The organism is Herbaspirillum rhizosphaerae, assembly GCF_046025915.1.
In the GTDB taxonomy this organism is placed as follows: Bacteria; Pseudomonadota; Gammaproteobacteria; order Burkholderiales; family Burkholderiaceae_D; genus Herbaspirillum; species Herbaspirillum rhizosphaerae_A.
In genome coordinates this window covers 489,022-511,555 of record NZ_JAQQFR010000001.1, presented here as the reverse complement: position 1 = coordinate 511,555, position 22,534 = coordinate 489,022, and the positions used below count along the sequence as shown (strand labels likewise).

The window sequence follows — 22,534 nt, the reverse complement described above, 5'->3', positions numbered from 1 at the left end:
GTCTTGTTGTTCCATCAAACCGTGCTGGTGTGCACTTTAGGCAGGTAGTGCAGCACGCGGCGTTCAGCCCAGACCACAAAACCGTAAGTCACGATACCGATGAGCGTCAGCGCACAGATGGCGACGAACACAGCAGCCGTATTACCCTGGCCTTCGCCGTCGACCAGCAGATAGCCGAGGCCTTGGTTGCCACCGACCAGTTCGCCGACGGTCACGCCGATGACGGACAAAGTCGATGCGATGCGCAGACCGGAGAACAGCGCCGGCAAGGCCGAACGGAACTCCACCAGGTGGAAGATTTGCCAGCGGCCTGCGTTGAGCGTGCGCACCAGGTTGACCATGTCAGGATCGACCGTACGGATGGCCGACAACACGTTGATCATGATCGGGAAGAACACGATCAGCACGGCGACGATGATCTTCGGATAAATGGTGTAGCCCAGCCACATCACGAACAAGGGTGCAAACGCGACCTTCGGTGCAATCTGCAAGGCCAGGATGTAGGGCGACAGCATGGCTTCGGCGCGTGGCGACAAACCCAGTGCAACGCCGACCGCGAGACCCAGCAAGGCACCGAACAGGAAGCCGAACACCACTTCTATGGCGGTGATGCCGAAGTGCGTCAGGAGGTCATTGTGGTTCCACATGACCACCGATTCCTTGAGCACATGCGACAGGTTCGGCAGGATGTATTCCGGCATGCCGAGCCAGCCCGGGCCCCATTGCCATGCGGCCAGGAAGATGACCAGTACCACCAGGCTGCCGCACACGGTACGAGTGCGCTCGCTGAGCAGCTGGCGCTTTACTTTGGTAACTGGCATGGTGTTGTCAGGCGTGCTCATGTGGTTTGCAGTCGCAGTAGTAGAGGTATCCATTTATCTTGCTGTTCCAACGAATTGATTGGTGAAGAGTTCGTTGACCGGTGTGGCCTTGGTCACGATGCCTTCGCTGACATAAAACTTCTGCACGCTGTCCATGCGTGCGGCGTCGATCTGACCCAGTGTCTTCTGACCGGCGTAGACGTATTTGCGATACATCTCAAAGGTTGCTTCGATGCTGGCTTCCTTGCCTTTGTAGGCGGGCAGCGCGGCAACGTAGTCGTTGGCGGCGGCTTTCGGATCCTTCATGATGTCTTGCATGCCGCGCAGGGTGGCGCGCACCAGGCGCTTGAGCAATTCAGGCTTGTTCTTGATGGTGTCGTCGGAGGCCAGGATCGCTTGCGCCATGCTCTTGAAACCGCCGTTGTCGAGCAGATCCACCTTGGCGCCGGCATCGGTCGAGTTGACGACCCAGTCAGGCACGCCGGCAAATGCCGATGCCTTGCCTGCGGTGAAGACCTGCCACACGCCTGCAGGACCGGCAGCCTGGATCTGCACGTCGGTCTTGGACAGGCCGGCGGTGCGCAGCGAACCGAGGAAAGCGTAGTACGTGGTGTCGGTGTACGACATCACGGTGACGGTCTTGCCCTTGAGGTCTTTCAGCGACTTGATGTTTTCGTTGGCGTTGGCGGCGACCATGGTGATCGAACCTGCGCCGAGAACCGCGATGGCCTTGACCGGGATACCGTTGGCGCGCACCACGATCGGTGTGTCGCCGATCGCGCCGCCGATGACGGCATTGCCTGCACCGATTTGCTTGGCGACGTCGACGCCGCCCTTGGCGACGATGAAGTTGATCTTGAGGTTTTCGTCAGCGTAATAGCCCTTGTGCTGCGCCAGCACCCATGGTGCGAAGGCCGGGGAGTTCGGCGGCGCGGGCAGCAGGTAGGTCACTTCTTCAGGCGCGGCGTGGGCAATGCCCGGCACCAGCGCGGTAGTGGCCAGTGTCGTTGCAACGGCGGCGCTCAGGACCAGTTTGCTACAGAAAGAGGCGAGAAATTTTTTCATGCTTGCTTCACTCCTATTGTTCGGTGGTGATCAGGTTGAATGTCGGGATGTGTCGAGTGTGTCTACTGAATCAGTGCAGCTCTGCTGTCTCTTTACCGACTTTGAGCAACTCCATCAGGCGACCTTGCAGCGGGCCGATTTCCGGCAGCTTGCGGCGCTCCAGCGGGTTGTCGCGGAAAGGCAGGTTGACTTCGATCTCTTCGATGATGGTGCCTGGACGCTCGCTCATGACCAGCAGGCGGTCGGACAAGGCGATCGCTTCGACCAGATCGTGGGTGATGAAGAGCGCGGTCTTTTTCTTTTCGTAGAGCATCTTGGCCAGATCCTGCTGCAAGACCATCTTGGTCTGCGCATCCAGTGCCGAGAACGGCTCGTCCATCAGTAGCACTTGCGGATCAACCGCCAGCGTGCGGGCCAGCGCAGCGCGTTGGCGCATGCCGCCGGACAGTTGGTAGGGATAGTGCTCTTCAAAGCCCTTGAGGTGACACTTGGCCAGCAACTCATCGGCCACGCGCTTACGCTCGGCGGCGCTGACGCCGTCGATTTCCAGACCGAGGGAGACGTTGGCGCGGATATTGCGCCATGGCATGAGCAAGTCTTTTTGCAGCATGAAGGCGACGTTGCGAACCGGCTTGGTGACGCGCTGGCCGCCGACGATGACTTCACCGGAGGTCGGCAGGTACAAACCCGCTCCCATATTCAGCAGCGTGCTCTTGCCGCAACCGGAAGGGCCGATGATGGAAACCACTTCGCCGCTGCGAATCGACAAGTTGACGTTGGTGACCGCGGCGCGGGCCTGGGAAGTCTGGCGGTCGACGAAGCTTTTGCCGACGTTGCGAAATTCGATTTCGATCATGATGCCTCTTGGTTGGTTACTTATTACTTGTTGCTTTAGCGCCCTCGCGCCTAATTACATGACGTTTGTTGAAGCCGGCGACCGGTAGGTGGCGGGTGCGGCACAAACATCAGTTGTCTCATATATAAAACTACAAACCAAATGTGAGATATACGAATCAAATATAGCAGATATTCGGCAAAAAGATAGCTCTTTTTGTTTCATATATGGTTTGATGGTTTATATAAGAACTGTTTTTCACTTATTGCATAATGTGTGCCACGCCAAAATCACGGCTTCCATCGCATTTCTGTCTCATATTTCAGACACCTGTTCACCAAAGAAACGCGCTGGCGCGCTTTGGCGGTGCGGCTTGCACCAATTCCAGACGATCCGGCAGCCGACCGAATCGGAGAGAAATTACTAATGAGCAATTTTCTCTTGCCGCAGCCCTTTCAAAAGTCGCCCCAAAAATAGACGACACAAACCGTCTTGATATTTCTTGAGCTTCCTTCACGCTTCTTGAGATTGGTTTTCCCTGATTTACGAGGCGTTAACGCCCGCTTACAGACTTTGCCCCGATGATGGCCGCGAGGGCCTCTCGGTTGCGGGCCTATCTGTCAGCCAGCTATCGATTGTCTTCGGGGGAAAATCATGATTCAGCAGCGCATTGCTTATGTGGCGTATGGAGCGGGACTTCTGTGTTTACTGAGCGCGTGCAGCAGTCCGCCGCCAATGGTGCAGGGGCCGACCAGCGTGCGTCCGGCCTTTCCGGTCGCCAATGTAGAGAACAACGGCGCGATCTTCCGCGTGAGCAGCGCCCAGCTGTTTGAAGAATCGACCACCCACTATGTCGGCGACATCCTCAAGATCGACATCTCCGAATCGCTCACCGGCAGCAACAAGTCGACCACCAGCAACAGCCGCGACACCGCCTTGAAGCAAGTCGGCCCCGGCGCTGGTTCATCCATGAGCGGTTTGCTGGCATCGGTCTTCAATATCAATGCGACGGCGTCAGGCAGCGACTCGTTCAAGGGCACCGGTCAGACCGACAATTCCAACAGCATGACCGGCAGCCTGATGGTGTCGATCATTGAAGTGCTCCCCAATGGCAACTTGGTGGTTGCGGGCGAAAAGCGCATCGGGATGAACGGCTCGATCAATACCTTGCGCTTCTCGGGTGTGGTGCGGGCGCGGGATATTCGCGGGGGGAATGTGGTTTCTTCCAGCAATGTGGCGGATGCGCGCTTGGAGCAGGTTGGGGGCGGGACGGTGGCGGATGCGAATTCGCAGGGGTGGATGCAGCAGTTTTTCAGGAGTATTTTGACGTTTTGGTGATGGGTGGTGGTTTTTGGTTTTGTTCCGACTACCGTTTGTTGTAACTTGATCTTTTCTTGCCTCGATCAACCTTGCCGGGGGTGGCCCGGCAGCCACTCACTTTTCTTGCTTCGCCAAGAAAAGTAAGCAAAAGAAGGCGACCGCTGGGTCGTAGCCCTCTTCGAGGGTCCCCGGCGCCGGCAGGCTCAAATCGGGAAGGGAAAACAACTCGCTGCGCTCAGACATTTTTCCCTTCTTTTTCCGATTTGACCCCGCCGTCACCGGCTACTCTCAAGCGGACTTCGAGACGGACTCGCTTCGCATCGCCTGGGTACTGCGATGGTTTTACATTTCTCTGGCCTTATTTACTCTGTCGTTCCAACGAAAGTTGGAACCCAGAGTCGTGAAGACGGATGAGTAAGCGCAAACGTCACTGGATCCCAGCGTTCGCTGGGACGACGAAATAAAAAAATAGGATTGAAGTTGCAGCATCAGCAGCGCTTGAAGCTACGATGCCGAAGGCGAGCCACCCCAAGGCAAAGCGAAGCGAGCCGGTCTCGAAGTCCGCTTGAGAGTAGCCGGTGTCAGCGGGTGAAAATCGGATTAAGAAGGGAAAAATGTCTGAGCGTAGCGAGTTGTTTTCCCTTCCCGATTTTCACCCGCTGGCGCCGGGAACCCCGAAGGGGCTACGACCTAGCGGTCGCCTTCTTTTGCTTACTTTTCTTGGCGAAGCAAGAAAAGTGAGTGGCTGCCGGGCCACCCCCGGCAAGCTTGATCGAAGAAAGAACAATCTAAGCTACCAACACAAGCAAGGTAGGAACAACACACCGACAACCTCAAGACCCCCCAAACACCACCGGCGCCCCCGCCGAATTATTAGCCTCCACAACCGGATTGCTAATCAACAAAGCATCCACAACCGGCCCCAGCTTACTGCTGGTAGAAGACCACTTATCCTGAGCAATGGAGCCGATCTTGTAACTGGCGCTACCCACCACACGCCCATCCTTGCGCAAGGTCACCGACGCAAAGGTCAGATAGGGCGTGTAAGCATTGCTGAAAGTCCGCATGTCCCACTTGATGTAAGCGCTGTAGACCAGCGTCATCGGGCAACTGCCGGGTTGCGTGCCGGCGTCATACACGCGGCTCGGCACGCCGTGGCGTTGCAGCTCACCTTGCAGGCTCGGTACGAAGTCGCTCAAGGCGACGGCGCCGTTCCACTCGATGCAGACTTCCTTGATCGGCGCGTGCGCAAAGACAACAGGATTTTGTGGCGTGGCCGGGGTCATCGACGATACGCCGGTGATGGCCGAACCGAGCAGATTGGCCGCCTCGACAATCGGACTCGGTGACAGAATGACGCAACCGGAAAGGGAGGCGATACTGGCAGAAGCGATGAGAAGTTTGATCATGATGGCGACCGGTTCGACAATGATTGAAATTCATCATATCTGCCGATGTTCCCGAATTCGTCCGGTTTTACGCTGATTTACGCCAACACGGGCAATACTTTACATATGTACTTTTCTGTAGGCGACGCCTGCAAACAAACGATCCCCACAGCACGAATCCTGCAACAAAGGCACAATCACGGCGGTCATACGTTTTTTCCAGGAGATCGCATCATGCGCACTTTGCTGTCCACCATTGCCCTCGCCGCCTGCGCGTTGACGGCGTCGTATAACGCCGCCGCCGATACGCTCAAGAGCGAGGCGGAAGTTCGCCAGCTGACCGACAAAGTCATGGCCGCCGCCGGCAAGGGCCGAACCGACGATGCTTATTCTGCGATGACGCCGTATGCATTGGCGGACGTCAATACGCTTGATCGTGCTCGCGTCAGCGCGCGCAACTCGCGCATGCAACTGGAGCAGTTCATCGGGTCGTCGGTGGGTTACGAATTTATCCGCAGCGAAAAGGTGGGGGACTCGCTGCTCAAGCTGGTCTATATAGAGAAGGCGGAAAAACAGGCCATTCCCTGGCAGTTCATCTTTTACAAGACCGGTGCGGGCTGGGCCCTGAGCGCGTTCAGCAATAGCGATAACATCAATACCGTATTCAGTCGCTAAACCTGTTCCCGCCGCAAAGCCGGAACAAGTCCGCGAGCTACGTTATTGGAACGAGCGCAACGGACTCAGATCATCGCTGGTGATTTCCGTGGCAACACCGGCAATCTTGTCGGCAATCAGCCGGCTGGAACCGCACGCGGTAGTCCAGCCGTTGGAGCCGTGACCGGCATTCAGATAGAGATTGGAATAAGACGTGGCGCCGATCAGCGGTGCCCCGTCCGGCGTCATCGGGCGCAGGCCGGCCCAGTACTCGATCCTGCCAAGATCGGCGCCACGCGGGAATAGCAGCTTGAGCGACTTGATGGCGGTAGCGCAATCGCGCGGCGTCACCTTGGTATCCCAACTGCCGATCTCAGCCGTACCGGCGGCGCGGATGTTGGAGCCCATGCGGGTAATCGCCACTTTGTAATACTCATCCATCACACCGCTCTTGGGCGCTGCATCGGGATCGCTGACCGGCACGGTAATGGCGTAACCCTTGACCGGATACACTGGCAATTGCAAACCCAGCGGCTTGACCAACGCCACCGAAGCGCTGGCGCAGGCGACGACATAGGCGTCGGCCTTGAGCACGCCAGTCGCGGTACGCAAGCCGGTGACGGCGCCGCCGGCAAATTCAATCTGCTGCACCGTAGTGCCGAGGACGAAGTTCACACCTTGCGACTTCAGCCAGTCGGCCAGTGCGCGCGCGAACAAGGGACAATTGCCGGTTTCATCCTGCGGCAACAGCATGCCGCCGACCAATTGGTCACGCGCATCGCGCAGGGCGGGATCGAAGGCGACGCAACCATCTCCATCCAGCAACTCGTAGGCGACACCTGCTTCGGCCAGCACCTTGGCGGCGAGTCCGGCGTTGTCCATGCCTTCTTGCGTGCGGAACAATTGCAGGTTACCGACCGTAGTTTGTTCGTACTGAATGTCGAGACGCTCGCGGATCGCCTTCAACTGCGTGTGGCTGTAACGCGCCAGCCGGCCCATGCGCGCCTTGTTGACGGCATAGCGTTCGGCATTGCATTGGGACAGGAACTGACTCAGCCAGCGCCATTGGTGCGGATCCAGACGCGGTGTGAAACGCAGCGCCGCTTCCATGCCCAGCCAGCTTTGCACCGACCACTTGAGCGACTTGCCTTTCATGCCCGGGGCCGCCCACGGCGTGGCGTAGGACGGGCAGACGTGACCGGCGTTGCCGACGCTGGTCTCGGCAGCGACGTCGGGCTGGCGGTCGACCACTGTGACGGTATAGCCCTTTTCGTGCAGAAAATAGGCAGTGGTTACGCCGACGATGCCGGCGCCTAGGACGATGATGTGCATGATTGCTTCGCTTAGTACAGCTGATTAATTGTTTATAAAGTTAAGCCACCATCGATATGCCAGATTTGTCCCGTCACGTATGAAGCGGCGGGACTCAGCAAAAAGGCGATGACGTTGGCGATTTCTTCCGGCTGGCCGAGGCGGTGCATGGGGATGCGTTCCAGCGCGGCGGCCCAGGCGGCGGGGTCGATGGCGGATTTATTGGGGTCAGACTTCTGGACGTAGCCGGGCGCAACCGCGTTGACGGTGACGCCGGACGCCGCCAGCTGTACCGCCAGCGATTTCACCAGCGCTTCAATGCCGGCCTTGGCTGCGGCTGACGCCGGAAAGCCGGATTCACCCAGTCGGTAGACGTGCGCAACAAACGAGCTCACCGCCACCACGCGACTGGCGGGCGACGCTTGCAGAACATCCTTGCATGCCGTCACCAGCTGGAAGAATCCCCCCAGCAAGGCGTCGATGGAACGTGACCAATCCTGCGCCGTCAGTTCGCCGATGCGCTTGCGGTCGGCAAAGCCGGCGTTGGCGACCAGCGCGTCCAGACGACCGTAAGTATTAAGCGCGACGTCGCGCAAGGCGGCGGCAGTACTCACGTCGGCCATATCGCCGAAAGCCGTCACGCAATGCGCACCGCGCTCGCGGCAGGCCGCAGCGGTCTGTTGCAACTCCGGCGAATCGCTGCGCGCGTGCAGCACCATGCCCATATCGGCGGCGGCGGCCGCTTTTGCGGTGGCTGCGCCAATGCCGCGGGCGGCGCCGGTAATCAGGATCACGCGCTGCACAGTCTTGGATGGAGTCATTGGCGAAGAGGAAACTGAAGAAGAAACAGGTGGAAGGCGGATCAAGGCCGGAGGAAAAACAGTGGCGCTATTTTAACCAATAAGCCGCAAACCCTGTCAGGCGGCTGTCAAAAACCCGTCGCAACAGCGCTGCAGAAGCGCTGCACAACAGCTTCTGCTACATCCCCGAGGGTATTCTCCATTACAATTGCGGGGTTTTCGGGAAGGGGAAATTGGTCAGACCTACCGTCCATTTCACTTCAACCGGCACGCTGCCGGCAGGCTATTGGCACGCTTCATGCTGCCTTCACGGCAGATATTGAGGCATACAAGAATTCAGACACATTCACAGGACTTCCGCCGCGATTGCTCTCGCCATGCCCGCACAGGCGGCATGCGCAGGTTGGTTTTACGCAGGTTCTGACACTAAAGAGTAAAAAGGAAACACGATGTATCACTGGGACTTCGCCGCGCTATGGCAATTCCGTAATGTCATTGCAGTGGGCTTCGGCTACACGCTGGCTTACACCATCGCCTGCGTTTTGCTGGGACTGTTGATCGGCTTGCTGGTCGGTCTGGGCCGCTTGTCGACCAACCCGTTTATCTCCGGCCCGCTGCGCGCTTATGTCGAAGTATTCCGCTGTACACCAGTGCTGGTGCAACTGGTGTGGTTCTACTACGCCCTGCCGGTGCTGGTCGGCATTGAAATGTCCGCCGGCACCTCGGCCTTGCTGGCGCTGGCTTTGTATGGCGGTGCGTTCTATTCGGAAATCATCCGCGGCGGCATCGTCTCGATCGATATCGGCCAGAGCGAAGCCGGCTGTGCATTGGGCATGACGCGCTTCCAGCTGATGCGCCGCGTGATCCTGCCGCAGGCATTCAAGCGCATGACGCCGCCGCTGGTCAGCCAGTCCATCATGCAGTTGAAGAACACTTCGCTGCTGTCGGTGCTGGCAGTACCTGATCTGCTGTATCAAGGCCAGATCATCGCGCACGAGACCTATCGCCCGCTGGAAATCTACACCATGGTTGCGGTGATTTACTTCCTGATCCTGCTGCCTGCGACGATCTGGGCCAAGCGCCTGGAAAACCGCCTGAACGCGCAACAGGGAGTATGAGATGAGCAATCCAACAAACGAAGTCATGATTGAAATCAAGAATCTGAAGAAGGCTTTCGGCGAGCACGTCGTGCTCAAGGATATTTCGCTGCAGGTCAACAAGGGCAGCGTGGTCGCCATGATCGGGCCGTCCGGTTCCGGCAAGTCGACGCTGCTGCGTTGTATCAACCTGCTGACCGTGCCTGAGCAAGGCAGTATCCGCGTCGGTGCGCAGGATTTCAGCTTCGGCAAGGGAGACAAGGCATCGAAACCGCTGAAGGATCGCGAGCTGGCCAAGTTCCGCACCAACACCGGCATGGTGTTCCAGCATTTCAACCTGTTTCCGCACATGACCGCGCTGGAAAACGTCATGGAAGGCATGCTCACCGTGCTGCGCAAACCCAAGGCGGAAGCACGCGCTTATGCATTGGAACTGTTGCAGAAAGTCGGCCTGTCCGATCGCGCCGACATCTATCCTCAGCGTCTGTCCGGCGGCCAGAAGCAGCGCGTGGCGATTGCCCGCGCGCTGGCGATGCGTCCGAGCGTGATGCTGTTCGACGAAGCCACCTCGGCGCTCGATCCGGAACTGGTGGGCGAGGTGCTCAACGTGATCCGCTCGCTGGCGGCCGACGGCATGACCATGATTCTGGTCACGCATGAAATCGCCTTCGCCCGCGAAGTCGCCGATCAGGTCATCTTCATGCGCGACGGCGTCGTGGTCGAAGCCGGCCCGCCATCGCAAGTCATCGACAATCCACAACAGGCGGCGACGCAATCCTTCCTGACCCGCTTCAACGGCTAAGCAACACACCCCATGACCGCCCGCCTCGATCTGCTCGACGACACCGACCGCAAACTGATCTCGCTGTTGCAGCAATCGGCGCGGGAGAGTGTCGCCAACCTGGCGCGCAAGCTTGGCGTGGCGCGCACCACGGTCGTCGCGCGGCTGGCGCGGCTGGAAAAAAACGGCGTCATCGCCGGCTATACCGTCAAGCTCGGCCAGGAAGTATTGGATAGCGGCCTGCACGCCTACGTCGGCATCACGGTCGAAGCCAAGACCGCACGCGACGTCCTCAAACGCTTCAAGCGCATCCCCGAGATTGAACAGCTCTGCTCCGTCAGCGGCGAGTTCGACTACGTCGCCTGGCTACGCGCCGGCTCGGCGGAACAACTCGACAAACTGCTCGATGAGATCGGCGAGATTGACGGCGTGATCAAGACCACGACCTCGATTGTGTTGTCGCGCAAGATTGATCGCTGAGCCACCTATCTCGCGCTGTTATTACTCGTTACGGTTCAGGTAGCGGCAGCAATCCCATTTGGTCTGATGCCTTTTGATCCGATTTGTCAAAGGCAGGAGAGCGTTATCACTTTCCAATTCCTAACGCGACCAGATCCGCTGCGAGAATCATCCTAAAAATTCTCCATGTTCAGAGGCACGCGAAAGTGACTTCCGAATCGCTCTCCAGCCATCGCATATATTTGAGGAATCGTTGCCCCGATTATCTTGGTGCCTATCCAATTGCACGAAGCCGGCAGGTGTTTGAGAATTTTCCTATATAGCTCTGCCTTTACTGTCTTCATACTCCCCCCTTCCCTCTCTCCACACACCTGTCACTAGACCGAGTGCCTGTGGCTAAAGGTCGTACAGAAAAAGTGAGAATGAAGTGATGAAAATATCGTCTTTTTGCCGGCTGGTTTTGTCGACCTTGCTGTTGATGATGGCCCATAGCGCGTGGGCGCAATGTTCTGCGACGCAACCAAATTTTAACTTTGGCGCGGTTCGGTCAAGCGACAACGGGGCGAGAGGTGACATATTGGCGACCAACAATCAATCGATTACGTTTACCTGTAGTGCGGCAACGATAGCCGGCCCTGAAGGTACGGGGCAGCGAATTAGCGATATCGTGTTTCAGCTTTTCCCTCTCAATACACTGGCCGATGCCAGCGGCGTGTATGCGACAAACGTCAGTGGCGTCGGAATCCGATTTACCGAGACGAATACTGGTGCAGTTTTGCTTGGTCGTGGCGTGACAACCCCGGCAGGCGGAACAAACAGCTTTTGCTGGCGATATATGCCGCAAAACGGTGGATGCGCAACGCTTCCCCCCGGACTCTGTACATTGCCTGGATCATGCACGCTGAATCTGAAAGCGGAGCTGGTAAGAACCGGGAACGTGACAGGCGGAACCATGAGTGGAAATCAGTTATCAAGCTCTTACTACGCACCAGGGGCAACTGGCAGCTTTGAAACCGGCAAGGGAAGCGTTTCCGCTGTCGTGACCGTGTCAAAGACAACATGTCGTCTCATCCTCATCAATAACTCTGTTGATCTGGGTTCCGTGCGCTCAAGCGATCTGAATAACAACGCAAGGTCAGCGCCTGTTCCTTTCTCCATCGGCATCACGCGCTGTACAGACGTTCCGCGCAACGTCACCTATAGCATGAGGCCTGCCACAGATCAGATTGGGGGGCCCAGCGCTGGAAAAATGAAAAGCAGTACCCTGGCAGGCGTCGGCATTGAAGTAAAGGATGCAACCGGAACTCCCGTCAACTGGGATGTTGACAATCCGGTGCCGCCAGCCGTCAACGACTACGCTCGCGGTGCAGTACTGCGTTTTACTGCATCGATGTTCAAATACAGCAGTACAGCGCAAGCAGGATCCGTGGGAGGATTTATTGCGTTTTCCATCAACTACAACTAACAGCATTCCACCCATGCTTACAACCTCGACGCGGCGCTTCTTCGGCAGTGTCACGGTTTAGCAGGGGCCCATAGCTGCCCCATCGCAGAGTTACTAGCCCTCAGTTGCTGAGTCAGCGGCGTGATCAAAACCACGACCTCGATTGTTTTGTCGCGCAAGATTGATCGGTAATTCTGCAAAGCAGGGAAGCACATTACTCGCGCCAATCGCAACGGGCAGGCGAGGAATGAAAAAGAGCCAACAGCGGCTCTTTTTTGCTTCAAGGTCGAGCAGAGAGAATCTTCCCGTCTAGTCTGTGGCGGTACTCCTCCAGACGAGCACCTGACAGCTTCTACAAGCTTTCCGGCGCATTGCCCTTGATCCTTCAACGGGCGGTCAAACGCATGAGGTCACCGCTGGTCAGCCAATCCATCGTGCAACTGAAAACAGCCCTGCTCCTTCAGCAGCGAATTGGACCACCTCGCCTAGCTACGTGCCGGCTCGCCAGAACAGTTCGACAAACTGCTCGATGAGATCGCCGAGTCATTCGAAACGATTGGAAATAGTGCCTTTCATCGCATCAATGCCCTTGCTAAGGGCGAATTCTGATCGAATTCGGTCACCTTAATCTCCTTCGCCGATCCAATTTCTCAAAAAAAATTGATGTGACGACCTTGATCAGAACGTAGAAAACCGCTGCGATTTTAGGAATTCTCCCATGTTTTTGTGGGCAAAAAACATCGATACTCACCGCTTCATGTGCCCGTGGTACAGAATAAAACAGTCGATGCATTCTGGTAACTGATAAGACGAAAGCAAAAAATATGTCAAAGAAAACCGCTGTGCCATTTCTGGCACTCGTCAAAAGGCTGACAGCGATGGTTTTACTTGGCCTGTTCAGTCAGGCCGCCCATGCTGCATGCTCGGCAGACGTTAGTCGCGGAGAGCAGCAAATCGGATTTACTTTTCCGTCCAGCTTAATTAATGCCCCTCGTGACGCCCCCATAGGAACGGTATTAGCATCAGTAACGACAAATTCCGAGACTCGGTCCGGAGGAGCATGGTGTCAGCAAGGTCGTACTACGGTTACCCTTAGTACTCCCCTTACAAACGTGATCGCTCCAACATCAGCTGGGACGTCAGGGTTAGATGGCGTCTTCATTTTACTGAATCCAAATGGATCAAACTCCGGCCTTGGTTTCCGCATCGTGAATACCAGGAACAACACTTCAAACATAACCGGGTCTACTACCTTTACCTTCGGCGCATGTAGACAGCCCGGAACTTCAGCCGCCGGTGGTTCTAGCTACTGCTGGGGAGTATTCACTCCATTAGGGAAAAGGCTGGAAATCGTCAAAACTGCCAATGGCGGCGGCGCACCAAGGCTCTCGATAGGCGCTACCTTATTGACTGGTCAAGCCGAGGGGATAGAGTACGTTAGCTTTAATCTTTTGAACTCCTCGTTGTCCGTCGTTCCACAGACCTGCACAGTGACGCAGCCGGGCGCGGTCAATATGGGAGCCGTTCCGAGCAAAACCTTTAGCGGCGTCGGCTCGACCTCCGGCTGGGGGCCTGACTTTACGATTGGCGTCAATTGTTCCGGCGTCGCCGCCAAGGTATTCATGGTCTTGTCTGATGCGCAAAATAGCGCCAACACCACATCGACGCTCCCCTTGTCGTCTTCATCGACCGCAACGGGCGTGGGCTTTCAAATCCAGCGAAAGAACGGCAGCGGTCCAATTCGCTTTGGCCCGGATTCTTCGCTCGCCGGGACGACCAATCAGTTCTTTGTTTTTTACAGCGCTGGGAACGCAACCGGCCCTACGTCGCTCGTCTTTGCTGCGCGCTATATCCAAACCGATGCCACCATCAAACCCGGCACCGCTAACGGACTCGCGACATTTACGATGTCATATCAATAAATATCAGGGACATCAACAATCAATAAAAAGGCGCCGACATCGGCGCCTTTTTCTTTTGAGATTTATCTTGTTTGACTGACGCAGTCAGATCCTTCGATTGACTCTGGCTCCTTTAGTAGAGGACATTTCCAGGCGCAAGGAATAGAAACATGAATAGACAAACGTAGAATATTTTGAGAGTTTTCCCATATCGTGAGTTAGATCGAATACGTCACACTCTGTGGCTTGATACGAATGCCGGCACGGGATAGTGAGTCGCTATCTTCCAAGCCGACAGTCGATACATACAGAGAAAACTCAAAATGAAAAAATCGAAATCACACGGGAAAACAATTGCAGTTTTTGGTGCTTTACTGCTACTGGGTGCAGAAACGCAAGCGGGAAATTGCACGTACGACGGCGGTACGACATCGCAAGCGAGCTATGCATTTTCAGTGCCGTCAACAATTACAGTGACTGGTTCGGAAGCACCCGGAACGGTGCTGTGGACGTCGTCTCCGGTTAACGGTAACAAGATTGCGCAAGTCAGTTGTCCTGGTGGGGCGGGATCAGCAGGGCTGCAAGATTACTGGGGAACGACCTCGTCCTCTGTGGGCGGTTATAACGTGATGCCAACCAACGTCCCGGGTATTGGATCTGCGATATTGTGGAACCTAGGTTTGGCAAATGGAGTGCGCGGATATCCAAATAATCCTGACGGCCCGAGTCCCAATAACGCAAGTAACGCCGCCCAAGCCACGCTGATCTTCGTCAAGACCTCCAGTCCCTATTTTTCAGGTACCAGCAGTGCGACTGACCGTGCCGGTGATTTCACCACGTGGTACTTAGGCACCAACAGGCTGAGGTTCGCCAACTTCACGGTATCGAATACAACCACCTTTACCAAGTCTGGCGGTGGTGGTGGTGGTGGTGGTGGTGGTGGTGGTGGTGGTGGTGGTGGCGGCGGCAGCAGCGGTGCTACATGCATCATAGACCATGCATACGTCACTCTAGGAACCACTCCAGCCAGCACATTTTCCGGCCCCATTGGATCAAGAGGAAGAATCGTGCCAGTTGGGTTGAGCATTGTTTGCACCGGAAGGCCGACGAGGATGACGCTGTCGTTTGCCTCGGCAACGGGGGCTGTTGCCGGCATGGATGGCGTCGCGACCTTATCCAGCAGGACTAATTCAGCAAAGGGGGTAGGAGTACAGCTGCTTACCCCGGACAACACTACGCCCGTCAAATTCCAGCAGCAATATCCGGTGGACTTAATACCATATGGAAGCGGCGATTCCTACACCTACACGAACTATGCTGCGACCGTCATCAAGATAGCCAACTCGGTCAGTGGAGGCACGATCGACAGTCAAATGATCGCAACCATCACGTATAACTAACCAAAATAGACCGCATCGACCGGACGACCAAGGGCCGTACTGTGTACGGCCCTTGGTCACGAAAGAGGTAATCGGCGAGGCGAAATCCAGGCCGATTCTTCAGCTTCGCTGCCTGCGGTGTAAGCGATAGGAGCATCGTCAATGTCAAATTCCTTACGCACTATCTGCAAACCGCTGGCACTCCCACAGCGGATAGCACCATCGCGTTAACAAGCTTGACGATGTCATACCAATAAAAATGCTGGAGGGTGCTTTTTTCGACACGGCATGACGACGTATTTTGAGAGTTTTCCTAACGAATTTCGCGAGCGCTTTCACTAAGATAGCGACTTCCCTGCGTGGCCGAAGGCTCGCGTCCCGTTACAGTCGACGTTGTCGATGGCAATTACTCTTAAAAAAGGTCATGACCATGCCTGCTTATTTTGTTCGTCTGCTTAGCCTTGTCGGCGTCTTGTTCATTTTGCTGGGCGGCGCTGACGAGGCGCATGCGCAAGCTAAAGAACCCTGCGTATCTCAGGAATTGAACTTCCCCACTTCACCACTTCGCATACCGCCCAATGCCAAGGTTGGCGATGTCCTCTATGAGTCTACGTTGACTTTTCCTCTTGCTCCTGGAACGGCATGTCACGCCCGCTATTACGGCGGCTCTTCCCCTTACATGATGTGGACATCTTCGAATCTTCCTTACAGGTATGGAAATCGAACCTACAAAGATTCCTGCACAGAAGACTGTAGGACCAACAACCTCACAATTGACAGCAGGTTGACGCTGGAGATCCAAGACTCTCCCTCCATGCTCAGTTCCATGGACGGCCACGAAGCTATCCAATTTACGCTACCGGATGACCGGACCCGAGCTTTGATGGTAAAGGCACGTCTTCAGTTTATTATCCGGTACCTCCCTGTTGAGGGCCCGGCCATCGAGGCTCGTCCACATTGGATCGTGGCTCGGACTTACGTGAGCCATACTACCCATTCTACTTACGCGATCCCGTTTTACTTGAGCTACGGCGCGATGCAGATCATTACCCCTACCTGCAATATCCCCGTGGTACCGACCGTGATGTTGGATGCGGTGAGCGCCAACAGTTTCTCGGGCACGGGTTCCGTCTCGCGCGATGCACCCAAGCACTTCATGATCCCTCTGCAATGCGCCGGCAAGTCCGGTGCAGCGCAGATCGGAGTGTCGTTTTCATCAGCCTATCGGGATGCATCCGGTGCGCCGGGTGTGATCAAGACCGATCAGGGCGCAAATCGGGCGTCGGGTGTGGGACTGAAAATCGTCAACGAAACAACGCGCCAGCCTATCAGCTTCGACACGCTGGAGCCGGGGCCGACTCCATTTAAGACAACCGGCACCAATAACTTCCCATTCTCGGTGAATTACTTTCAGACCGGCGCCAAGATCACACCGGGCAACGTCACTGGCCGCGTAGAAGTATCGATCGCGTATCAATAGTGTTGACGTGGCGGCGCTGTCGGCAGCAATCTGTCGCCGATAGCGACCAGCATCCTCCTCGTTACTCAACACTCACTGTCCTTCCCGCCACGTAAAAACGCCGCCGCCCCGGGACATACCAGAACGGCGGCGTTCAAGACAAACCGGCGATTACAGCGGAATCTGCGGCGGCACGTCTTCCGGACGCACACCTGACAGCTTCTGCAGGTTTTCCAGCACGGTGGCCTTGATCTTGCCGGCCGCGCGTTCTTGCACGATCCATTTGTTGATGTATTCCAGCCAGGCCTTGTCGTCTTCCTTCGGCACACCAACGTTGGTCGAGGTCGCTTCCAGCGGCATCGGCACGATCATGGTGCCCAGGCTTGGGTTCTTCTTCAGCACGTTCAAGGCCAGCAGCCAGACCAGCACCTGTACGTCCACGCGGCCGGTTTGCAGGGCCAGGGTAGCGTCGTCGGCTTTTTCCAGACGCACGATGGTGGCCTTGGGGCAGACGCGGGTAATCATGGCGTCGTGCGACGAACCGATGTCGACGCCGATCTTGACTTCAGGCTTGTTGAGCTCTTCCCAGGTCTTCGGTGCGAAACCCTTCTTGGAAACAATGGTGAACGCGTTGTTGAACAGCGGCTCGGAGAAGCCGACGGTTTCGCGGCGTGCCGGTGTCGGGTTGAGGCCGAAGAAGACGTCGATCTTGCGGGTCTGCAGATCAAGCACCGAATTGCCCCAGGTGGTTTCCAGCACTTCCAGCTTGACGTTCAGGCTGGCAGCCAGGTTCTTGGCGAAGTCGACCATGAAGCCGACCCATTCGCCGCTGGCCAGATCCTTGTTGTAGTAAGGAGCCTGACCACGTACACCACCAATGCGCAGCACTTTGGTCCGCTTGATGCGGGCAAACGTGCTTTCACCGGCTGGCGCGCTTTGCGCGAAGGCGCCGGGCAGATAGCTGGCGGCGGCGAGGCCTGCCACGTTGGTGATGAAACGGCGACGATTTTGCATTTGCTTCTCTCCCTGATGATTTAAGTGGCACGGTGATGGCCGTTTGCTTTACTGGTTGGCAGTTGCAGCGCCCGGACTTCTGGCCCGGGGCATCCGGCAATTTTAATACTAAGCGGTATGCGATGTTCAGCTTATTGCACATTCCCGCTCTCCGGGAACGACGTCCGAAGCCCGACGCGCGGATGCTTTTTTGGCATATCCGTCAATTTACATTACTTACCACTACAAAATGACCAAAATATCGTCATATACGCATCAATTTTGGTCTTTTTATCGGTTTGATCGTTTCCTACAATGGATGCAAATGCCGTCACATCCTCATCACATCCATTCAATTCAGGGAGCATCGCCATGAAAATCGTCCTGCTCGGCACCGGCCACATCGGCTACGCCATCGCCCGTTTGCTGCACCTCCATGGCAGCGGCGACTATGAGGTCATTGCCGCCGACCGCGATGCCAAAGCACTGGCCGCGATGGAAGCGCTGGGCGTACGTACTGCGCTGATCGACTTCAACGATCACGATGCCTTGTGCAATCTGCTCTCGGGAAACGACGCCTGCCTCAACGCGCTGCCGTATCACATGGCGACGGCTGTGGCCAAGGCGGCCAAGCTGAGTGGCGTGCATTACTTTGACCTGACCGAAGACGTGCGCGCCACCAAGGCCATTGCCAAACTGGCCGCCGGCGCTGACACCGCTTTCATGCCGCAATGCGGATTGGCGCCGGGCTTTATCGGCATCGCGGCACATCATCTGGCCCGCGACTTTGACGAGATCCACGAGGTCAAGATGCGCGTCGGCGCGCTGCCTGAATTTCCAACCAACGAGTTGAAATACAACCTGACCTGGAGCGTCGACGGTCTCGTCAACGAATACTGCCATCCCTGCGAAGCCATCCGCGACGGCAAGATGCAAGACATCCAGCCGTTGGAAGGGCTGGAACACTTTTCGCTGGACGGCGTCGAGTATGAAGCCTTCAATACCTCGGGCGGACTCGGCACGCTGTGCAACACGCTGGCCGGCAAAGTACGCAATCTGGACTACAAATCGGTGCGTTATCCCGGCCATCGCAATCTGGTGAAATTCTTGCTGGAAGAATTGCGCCTGCGCGACGATCAGGAGCAGCTCAAGACCATACTGCGCAAGTCCGTACCGTCGACGATGCAAGACGTGGTGCTGGTGTTCGTGACGGTCAGCGGCATGCGGCGCGGCCAGTATGTGCAGGAAGTCTTCAGCCGCAAGATCTTCGCGCAGACGACCGCCGACGGCGTGCACGAGAGCGCAATCCAGATCACCACCGCAGCGGGCATCTGCGCCGCGCTGGACTTATTCCGCGAAGGGAAATTGCCTGCACGTGGCTTTATCCGGCAAGAACAGATTGCGCTACCGGACTTCCTCGCCAATCGCTACGGGCGTGCTTATGGTGGACAAGGCGGCGGCACGCGCACCGGTTCGCAACAACGGACGCAAGACGTGTCAAACTATCCGGCGAAGGAGACCATCGAGGCGGCGCTGGCTGTACTGGCAGTCTGATGGTCTGATCCATTTTTGATCAAACTGAGCCATCCCGGAGAAAGCCATGAGCACCAATCTGAACACCTTGCTGGAACAGACCAGCAGCGCCGACACCACGGCCCGCTTGTTTCAAATGCTGGACATCCCGGCCGGCACGCTGCAGCCCGCCGGGCCGACCGTGACGCGTCTGGAACTGGCGCAGGCGCTCAACATGCTGCTGTTCGACAAATTGCTGCACGAGGTGCCGGAAGGTGCCGCCTATGTCGGCGACGCGGTGCGCGACGGCCGCAAGATCTGTTTTGACCATGGCGCGCTGCGTACCGTACTGGGCGCACAAACTGGCGCCCTGCCGGCAGGCGAAGCGGCGTTCACCCGTATCTTTCTGCCGCTCGGTTACGAGCTGGCCGGCCTGTATCCGCTGGATCGCATCAAGATGACCGGACGCGTCTACGCGCATGCTGATGACGCCGAAGGGATCGCACAATTTTTCCTCAGCGAGTTGCATCCGGAGCGCTTCTCGGACGAGTTCCAACGCGTCGTCGCACGCGTACTGTCGACCTCGGTCGATCCGCTCGACGCGCGCAGCAAGGCATCCCTGGATCACCTGACGCAACACAAGACGCTGCCTTACGACGATGCTGCGGCGTTGCTGCCGGTACTGCTGGGATGCTTCGAGCGTCAGCATGCGCTACCGACATTGGCCGACTACGAGAGCCTGTTGCAAGAGTCCTCGGAAATGGCCTGGATCGCGACCGAAGGGAACGTCTTCAACCACGCCACTGACCGCGTCGCCGATGTCGAAAGCCTGGCGCAGTTGCAGCGCGACCTCGGCCGCCCGATGAAGGACAAGATCGAAGTCTCGCGCAATGGCCGCGTGCGCCAGACCGCCTTCCGCGCCACCACCGTCGTGCGTGAAATGGCCGACGAACACGGCCAGCCGGTGGCGCGCAAGGTGCCGGGATCGTTTTATGAATTTATTTCGCGCGACCACTTCGTCGACGAAAAGACACATCAGGAAAAGCTGGATCTGACCTTTGACAGCGGCAACGCGCAGGGGATTTTCAAAATGACAGCCGGCGCTGCCGCCGCTGAATGTTGACCACACTCGTCTAGAAACGGATTCACCATGGACATCGCCAGCCTCTACGCCGAACTCGGTGTCGACCTCTCCGCGCAATCGGGTCGCGACCTGCACAGCCGCTCGCCGCGTGACGGCGCCACGCTGGCGCTGCTGCGCAATCACAGCGACGCCGAAGTGCAGCAAACCATCGCCGCCACACGCGAAGCGGCATTGAGCTGGCGTACCGTGCCAGCGCCGGTGCGCGGCGAATTGGTGCGCCTGCTTGGCGAAGTCCTGCGCGAGAAGCGTGCAGCATTGGGCATGCTGGTGTCGCTGGAAGCCGGCAAGATCCGCTCCGAAGGCGTCGGCGAAGTGCAAGAGATGATCGACATCTGCGACTTCGCCGTCGGTCTGTCGCGCCAGTTGCACGGCCTGACCATCGCGTCCGAACGTACCGGCCATCGCATGATGGAAACCTGGCATCCATTGGGCGTCTGCGGCGTCATTACGGCATTCAACTTCCCGGTCGCGGTATGGGCGTGGAATGCTGCACTGGCGCTGGTATGCGGCAACAGCGTGGTGTGGAAGCCCTCCGAAAAAACACCGATCACCGCACTCGCGGTACAGGCTCTGATGCAGCAAGCCATTGCACGCATGGAGAAACAACGTCCCGGCACCGTGCCGTCGCAGTTGTGCACGCTGCTGATCGGCGGCGCCCATGTCGGTGCAGCGATTTCCGCTTCGCCTGACATTGCTTTGGTGAGCGCCACCGGTAGCGTCGCCATGGGACGCAAGGTCGCCGTCACAGTAGCGCAGCGTCTCGGGCGCAGCCTGCTGGAGCTGGGCGGCAACAACGCCATGATCGTCGCCCCGAGTGCAGACCTGAACCTGGCGTTGCGCGCCATCGTGTTCTCCGCCGTCGGTACAGCGGGTCAGCGCTGCACCAGCCTGCGCCGCGTCTTCATCCATCGCAGCCTGTACGCCAAACTTTGCGGCGACATCGAACGCATCTATGCAGGCATTGCCGTCGGCGATCCTTTGCTGACGGAGACGCTGGTCGGCCCGCTGATCGACGGCGGTGCTTACGACAACATGCAACAGGCCTTGGCACAGGCGCAAAAAGAAGGCGGCGCACTCAGCGGCGGCGAGCGTATAACCACGTTTGGCGGCGACAAGGCCTGGTACGTCAAACCCGCGCTGGTACGTATGCCGCGCCAAAGCGCCGTGATGCATCGGGAAACCTTCGCCCCCATCCTGTACGCCGTTGCCTATGACAACTTCGAAGACGCCATCGCGATGAACAACGCCGTACCGCAAGGCTTGTCGTCAGCCATCTTCACCAACGACATACGTGAGAGTGAGTTGTTCATGTCGGCCCAGGGCAGCGACTGCGGCCTGGCCAACGTCAACATCGGCACCAGCGGCGCGGAAATCGGCGGCGCTTTCGGTGGCGAGAAAGAGACCGGCGGCGGCCGCGAATCAGGTTCGGACGCGTGGAAAAATTACATGCGCCGCGCCACCAATACCATCAACTACAGCCGTGTGCTGCCGCTGGCGCAGGGCGTGCAGTTCGATATCGACTGAGCAAATTACCCGATGCTACGGTTGCCACTGTTGCGTCGGCATGCGCGAACTCGAGAAATGACGAGGCATCTCTCTTGATAATTTCAAACACAAGTAAAGTTTGATCAGGATGGTGTAATAGTTTTTCGCCCGGTTCTACACTGATTGTGTGACTAATCAGGGGGGGAACCATCATGCGCACACCAACGATTTCTGCGGCCGCAAAGACCGGCGCACGCGCCTTGCTCATCGCTGCCGCAGCCTGTTCGCTGAACGCCTGCGCCAACTACAGCCAGGTGATTTCCGAAGGCGATGACGGTTCCTACAATCTCACGGCGACCGGCATCAGCTACACCATGTCGATGCCGGCGCTGACGGCCGCCAGCCATGAAAAAGCGCTCTCCTGGTGCGCCGCCCAGGATGGCGATGTGCAATTGCGTCAGCAGACACGTGGCTGGAAACCGATCCAGGTAGAACTGAATTTCCGCTGCGTGGCGAAACAGATCGGCCAGCTGGATCAGTCTGCATCGCTGCAGACATCGGTGCCGACCTCACTGCCGATTATCAAATAGGTGTGCGAGCCCTGGGGTAGGGTATCGGTGTCAGCCAGCCATGATGATATGGCCGCCTGATCCGTGGAATTGATGCGCGTCTGACAAGCGATGTGA

General features: G+C 57.3%; 21 protein-coding genes. 13 read left to right on the top strand and 8 right to left on the bottom strand.

All coding sequences use genetic code 11. The features are described from left to right. Positions 1–14: 14 nt before the first annotated feature. From PQR63_RS02350 to PQR63_RS02340, 3 genes are all read right to left on the bottom strand, one after another. Complete coding sequence (locus tag PQR63_RS02350; protein WP_408165291.1) at positions 15–875, bottom strand: ABC transporter permease; 861 nt, start codon at positions 873–875, stop codon at positions 15–17. After that, entirely contained in the window at positions 876–1,886 is a 1,011-nt protein-coding gene (locus PQR63_RS02345) for an ABC transporter substrate-binding protein (RefSeq protein WP_408165289.1), read from the bottom strand. It lies immediately after the preceding gene. Positions 1,887–1,956: 70 nt separating this feature from the next. Beyond that, the gene (locus tag PQR63_RS02340; protein ID WP_050480030.1) at positions 1,957–2,742 is read right to left on the bottom strand and encodes an ABC transporter ATP-binding protein; all 786 of its coding nucleotides are present in this window, start codon (positions 2,740–2,742) and stop codon (positions 1,957–1,959) included. Between the two features lie 633 nt (positions 2,743–3,375). Here PQR63_RS02340 and PQR63_RS02335 point away from each other — a divergent pair. After that, positions 3,376–4,059, top strand: coding sequence for a flagellar basal body L-ring protein FlgH (locus PQR63_RS02335; protein WP_408165287.1), 684 nt, complete (start codon positions 3,376–3,378; stop codon positions 4,057–4,059). An 815-nt stretch (positions 4,060–4,874) separates the two neighbouring features. Here the strand turns inward: PQR63_RS02335 and PQR63_RS02330 are convergent. Then, positions 4,875–5,450 carry a cell division protein FtsI gene (locus PQR63_RS02330; protein ID WP_408165285.1) on the bottom strand — a complete coding sequence of 192 codons (576 nt, stop codon included), beginning with the start codon at positions 5,448–5,450 and terminating at the stop codon, positions 4,875–4,877. 213 nt (positions 5,451–5,663) lie between these two features. On the opposite strand from PQR63_RS02330, the gene PQR63_RS02325 reads away from it, so the two are divergent. Next, complete coding sequence (locus PQR63_RS02325; RefSeq protein WP_408165283.1) at positions 5,664–6,104, top strand: hypothetical protein; 441 nt, start codon at positions 5,664–5,666, stop codon at positions 6,102–6,104. 42 nt (positions 6,105–6,146) lie between these two features. On the opposite strand, the gene PQR63_RS02320 is transcribed toward PQR63_RS02325, so the two are convergent. Beyond that, positions 6,147–7,415, bottom strand: a complete 1,269-nt coding sequence (locus PQR63_RS02320) for a D-amino acid dehydrogenase (protein WP_408165281.1) — start codon at positions 7,413–7,415, stop codon at positions 6,147–6,149. Positions 7,416–7,447: 32 nt separating this feature from the next. After that, positions 7,448–8,215: an SDR family NAD(P)-dependent oxidoreductase gene (locus PQR63_RS02315; protein ID WP_408165279.1), complete on the bottom strand. Its 768-nt coding sequence runs from the start codon at positions 8,213–8,215 to the stop codon at positions 7,448–7,450. Between the two features lie 428 nt (positions 8,216–8,643). Here PQR63_RS02315 and PQR63_RS02310 point away from each other — a divergent pair, with 428 nt between their 5' ends. The 7 genes from PQR63_RS02310 (at position 8,644) to PQR63_RS02280 (ending at position 16,735) form a co-directional block, all read left to right on the top strand. Further along, positions 8,644–9,312 (top strand): amino acid ABC transporter permease, encoded by a 669-nt coding sequence (locus tag PQR63_RS02310; protein WP_408165278.1) that lies wholly within the window; start codon positions 8,644–8,646, stop codon positions 9,310–9,312. Between the two features lies 1 nt (position 9,313). After that, positions 9,314–10,093 (top strand): amino acid ABC transporter ATP-binding protein, encoded by a 780-nt coding sequence (locus tag PQR63_RS02305; RefSeq protein ID WP_408165277.1) that lies wholly within the window; start codon positions 9,314–9,316, stop codon positions 10,091–10,093. A gap of 12 nt (positions 10,094–10,105) precedes the next feature. After that, positions 10,106–10,552: an Lrp/AsnC family transcriptional regulator gene (locus tag PQR63_RS02300; RefSeq protein WP_408165276.1), complete on the top strand. Its 447-nt coding sequence runs from the start codon at positions 10,106–10,108 to the stop codon at positions 10,550–10,552. A 409-nt stretch (positions 10,553–10,961) separates the two neighbouring features. Next, positions 10,962–11,996, top strand: a complete 1,035-nt coding sequence (locus PQR63_RS02295; protein ID WP_408165274.1) for a fimbrial protein — start codon at positions 10,962–10,964, stop codon at positions 11,994–11,996. Between the two features lie 803 nt (positions 11,997–12,799). Beyond that, entirely contained in the window at positions 12,800–13,897 is a 1,098-nt protein-coding gene (locus PQR63_RS02290) for a fimbrial protein (protein WP_408165272.1), read from the top strand. Positions 13,898–14,199: 302 nt separating this feature from the next. Further along, on the top strand, positions 14,200–15,276 hold the full coding sequence (locus tag PQR63_RS02285) for a fimbrial protein (protein WP_408165270.1): 1,077 nt from the start codon (positions 14,200–14,202) through the stop codon (positions 15,274–15,276). A 958-nt stretch (positions 15,277–16,234) separates the two neighbouring features. Then, positions 16,235–16,735: a fimbrial protein gene (locus tag PQR63_RS02280; RefSeq protein WP_408165268.1), complete on the top strand. Its 501-nt coding sequence runs from the start codon at positions 16,235–16,237 to the stop codon at positions 16,733–16,735. A 150-nt stretch (positions 16,736–16,885) separates the two neighbouring features. Here the strand turns inward: PQR63_RS02280 and PQR63_RS02275 are convergent, their stop codons facing one another. Together PQR63_RS02275 and PQR63_RS02270 are read right to left on the bottom strand one after the other, a co-directional pair. After that, positions 16,886–17,728: a transporter substrate-binding domain-containing protein gene (locus tag PQR63_RS02275; protein WP_408165266.1), complete on the bottom strand. Its 843-nt coding sequence runs from the start codon at positions 17,726–17,728 to the stop codon at positions 16,886–16,888. Positions 17,729–17,940: 212 nt separating this feature from the next. Then, entirely contained in the window at positions 17,941–18,081 is a 141-nt protein-coding gene (locus tag PQR63_RS02270) for a hypothetical protein (RefSeq protein WP_408165264.1), read from the bottom strand. Between PQR63_RS02270 and PQR63_RS02265 the strand changes: the two genes are divergently transcribed. From PQR63_RS02265 to PQR63_RS02250, 4 genes are all read left to right on the top strand, one after another. After that, positions 18,080–19,261 (top strand): saccharopine dehydrogenase family protein, encoded by a 1,182-nt coding sequence (locus tag PQR63_RS02265; protein ID WP_408165263.1) that lies wholly within the window; start codon positions 18,080–18,082, stop codon positions 19,259–19,261. The two genes, PQR63_RS02270 and PQR63_RS02265, sit on opposite strands and share 2 nt — an antisense overlap. 46 nt (positions 19,262–19,307) lie before the next feature. Further along, a complete protein-coding gene (locus tag PQR63_RS02260; RefSeq protein WP_408165261.1) occupies positions 19,308–20,342 on the top strand; it encodes a DUF1338 domain-containing protein in 1,035 nt (344 codons plus the stop codon). Between the two features lie 27 nt (positions 20,343–20,369). Beyond that, entirely contained in the window at positions 20,370–21,887 is a 1,518-nt protein-coding gene (amaB, locus tag PQR63_RS02255) for an L-piperidine-6-carboxylate dehydrogenase (protein WP_408165259.1), read from the top strand. A gap of 173 nt (positions 21,888–22,060) precedes the next feature. Beyond that, positions 22,061–22,438 carry a hypothetical protein gene (locus PQR63_RS02250; protein WP_408165257.1) on the top strand — a complete coding sequence of 126 codons (378 nt, stop codon included), beginning with the start codon at positions 22,061–22,063 and terminating at the stop codon, positions 22,436–22,438. Positions 22,439–22,534 lie beyond the last annotated feature (96 nt).

What these genes read in the sequence shown, in the direction of transcription:
- PQR63_RS02350 (WP_408165291.1), bottom strand. Translation starts at nt 875, where the DNA reads ATGGATACCTCTACTACTGCGACTGCAAACCACATGAGCACGCCTGAC.
- PQR63_RS02345 (WP_408165289.1), bottom strand. Translation starts at nt 1,886, where the DNA reads ATGAAAAAATTTCTCGCCTCTTTCTGTAGCAAACTGGTCCTGAGCGCC.
- PQR63_RS02340 (WP_050480030.1), bottom strand. Translation starts at nt 2,742, where the DNA reads ATGATCGAAATCGAATTTCGCAACGTCGGCAAAAGCTTCGTCGACCGC.
- PQR63_RS02335 (WP_408165287.1), top strand. Translation starts at nt 3,376, where the DNA reads ATGATTCAGCAGCGCATTGCTTATGTGGCGTATGGAGCGGGACTTCTG.
- PQR63_RS02330 (WP_408165285.1), bottom strand. Translation starts at nt 5,450, where the DNA reads ATGATCAAACTTCTCATCGCTTCTGCCAGTATCGCCTCCCTTTCCGGT.
- PQR63_RS02325 (WP_408165283.1), top strand. Translation starts at nt 5,664, where the DNA reads ATGCGCACTTTGCTGTCCACCATTGCCCTCGCCGCCTGCGCGTTGACG.
- PQR63_RS02320 (WP_408165281.1), bottom strand. Translation starts at nt 7,415, where the DNA reads ATGCACATCATCGTCCTAGGCGCCGGCATCGTCGGCGTAACCACTGCC.
- PQR63_RS02315 (WP_408165279.1), bottom strand. Translation starts at nt 8,215, where the DNA reads ATGACTCCATCCAAGACTGTGCAGCGCGTGATCCTGATTACCGGCGCC.
- PQR63_RS02310 (WP_408165278.1), top strand. Translation starts at nt 8,644, where the DNA reads ATGTATCACTGGGACTTCGCCGCGCTATGGCAATTCCGTAATGTCATT.
- PQR63_RS02305 (WP_408165277.1), top strand. Translation starts at nt 9,314, where the DNA reads ATGAGCAATCCAACAAACGAAGTCATGATTGAAATCAAGAATCTGAAG.
- PQR63_RS02300 (WP_408165276.1), top strand. Translation starts at nt 10,106, where the DNA reads ATGACCGCCCGCCTCGATCTGCTCGACGACACCGACCGCAAACTGATC.
- PQR63_RS02295 (WP_408165274.1), top strand. Translation starts at nt 10,962, where the DNA reads ATGAAAATATCGTCTTTTTGCCGGCTGGTTTTGTCGACCTTGCTGTTG.
- PQR63_RS02290 (WP_408165272.1), top strand. Translation starts at nt 12,800, where the DNA reads ATGTCAAAGAAAACCGCTGTGCCATTTCTGGCACTCGTCAAAAGGCTG.
- PQR63_RS02285 (WP_408165270.1), top strand. Translation starts at nt 14,200, where the DNA reads ATGAAAAAATCGAAATCACACGGGAAAACAATTGCAGTTTTTGGTGCT.
- PQR63_RS02275 (WP_408165266.1), bottom strand. Translation starts at nt 17,728, where the DNA reads ATGCAAAATCGTCGCCGTTTCATCACCAACGTGGCAGGCCTCGCCGCC.
- PQR63_RS02265 (WP_408165263.1), top strand. Translation starts at nt 18,080, where the DNA reads ATGAAAATCGTCCTGCTCGGCACCGGCCACATCGGCTACGCCATCGCC.
- PQR63_RS02270 (WP_408165264.1), bottom strand. Translation starts at nt 18,081, where the DNA reads ATGGCGATGCTCCCTGAATTGAATGGATGTGATGAGGATGTGACGGCA.
- PQR63_RS02260 (WP_408165261.1), top strand. Translation starts at nt 19,308, where the DNA reads ATGAGCACCAATCTGAACACCTTGCTGGAACAGACCAGCAGCGCCGAC.
- amaB (WP_408165259.1), top strand. Translation starts at nt 20,370, where the DNA reads ATGGACATCGCCAGCCTCTACGCCGAACTCGGTGTCGACCTCTCCGCG.
- PQR63_RS02250 (WP_408165257.1), top strand. Translation starts at nt 22,061, where the DNA reads ATGCGCACACCAACGATTTCTGCGGCCGCAAAGACCGGCGCACGCGCC.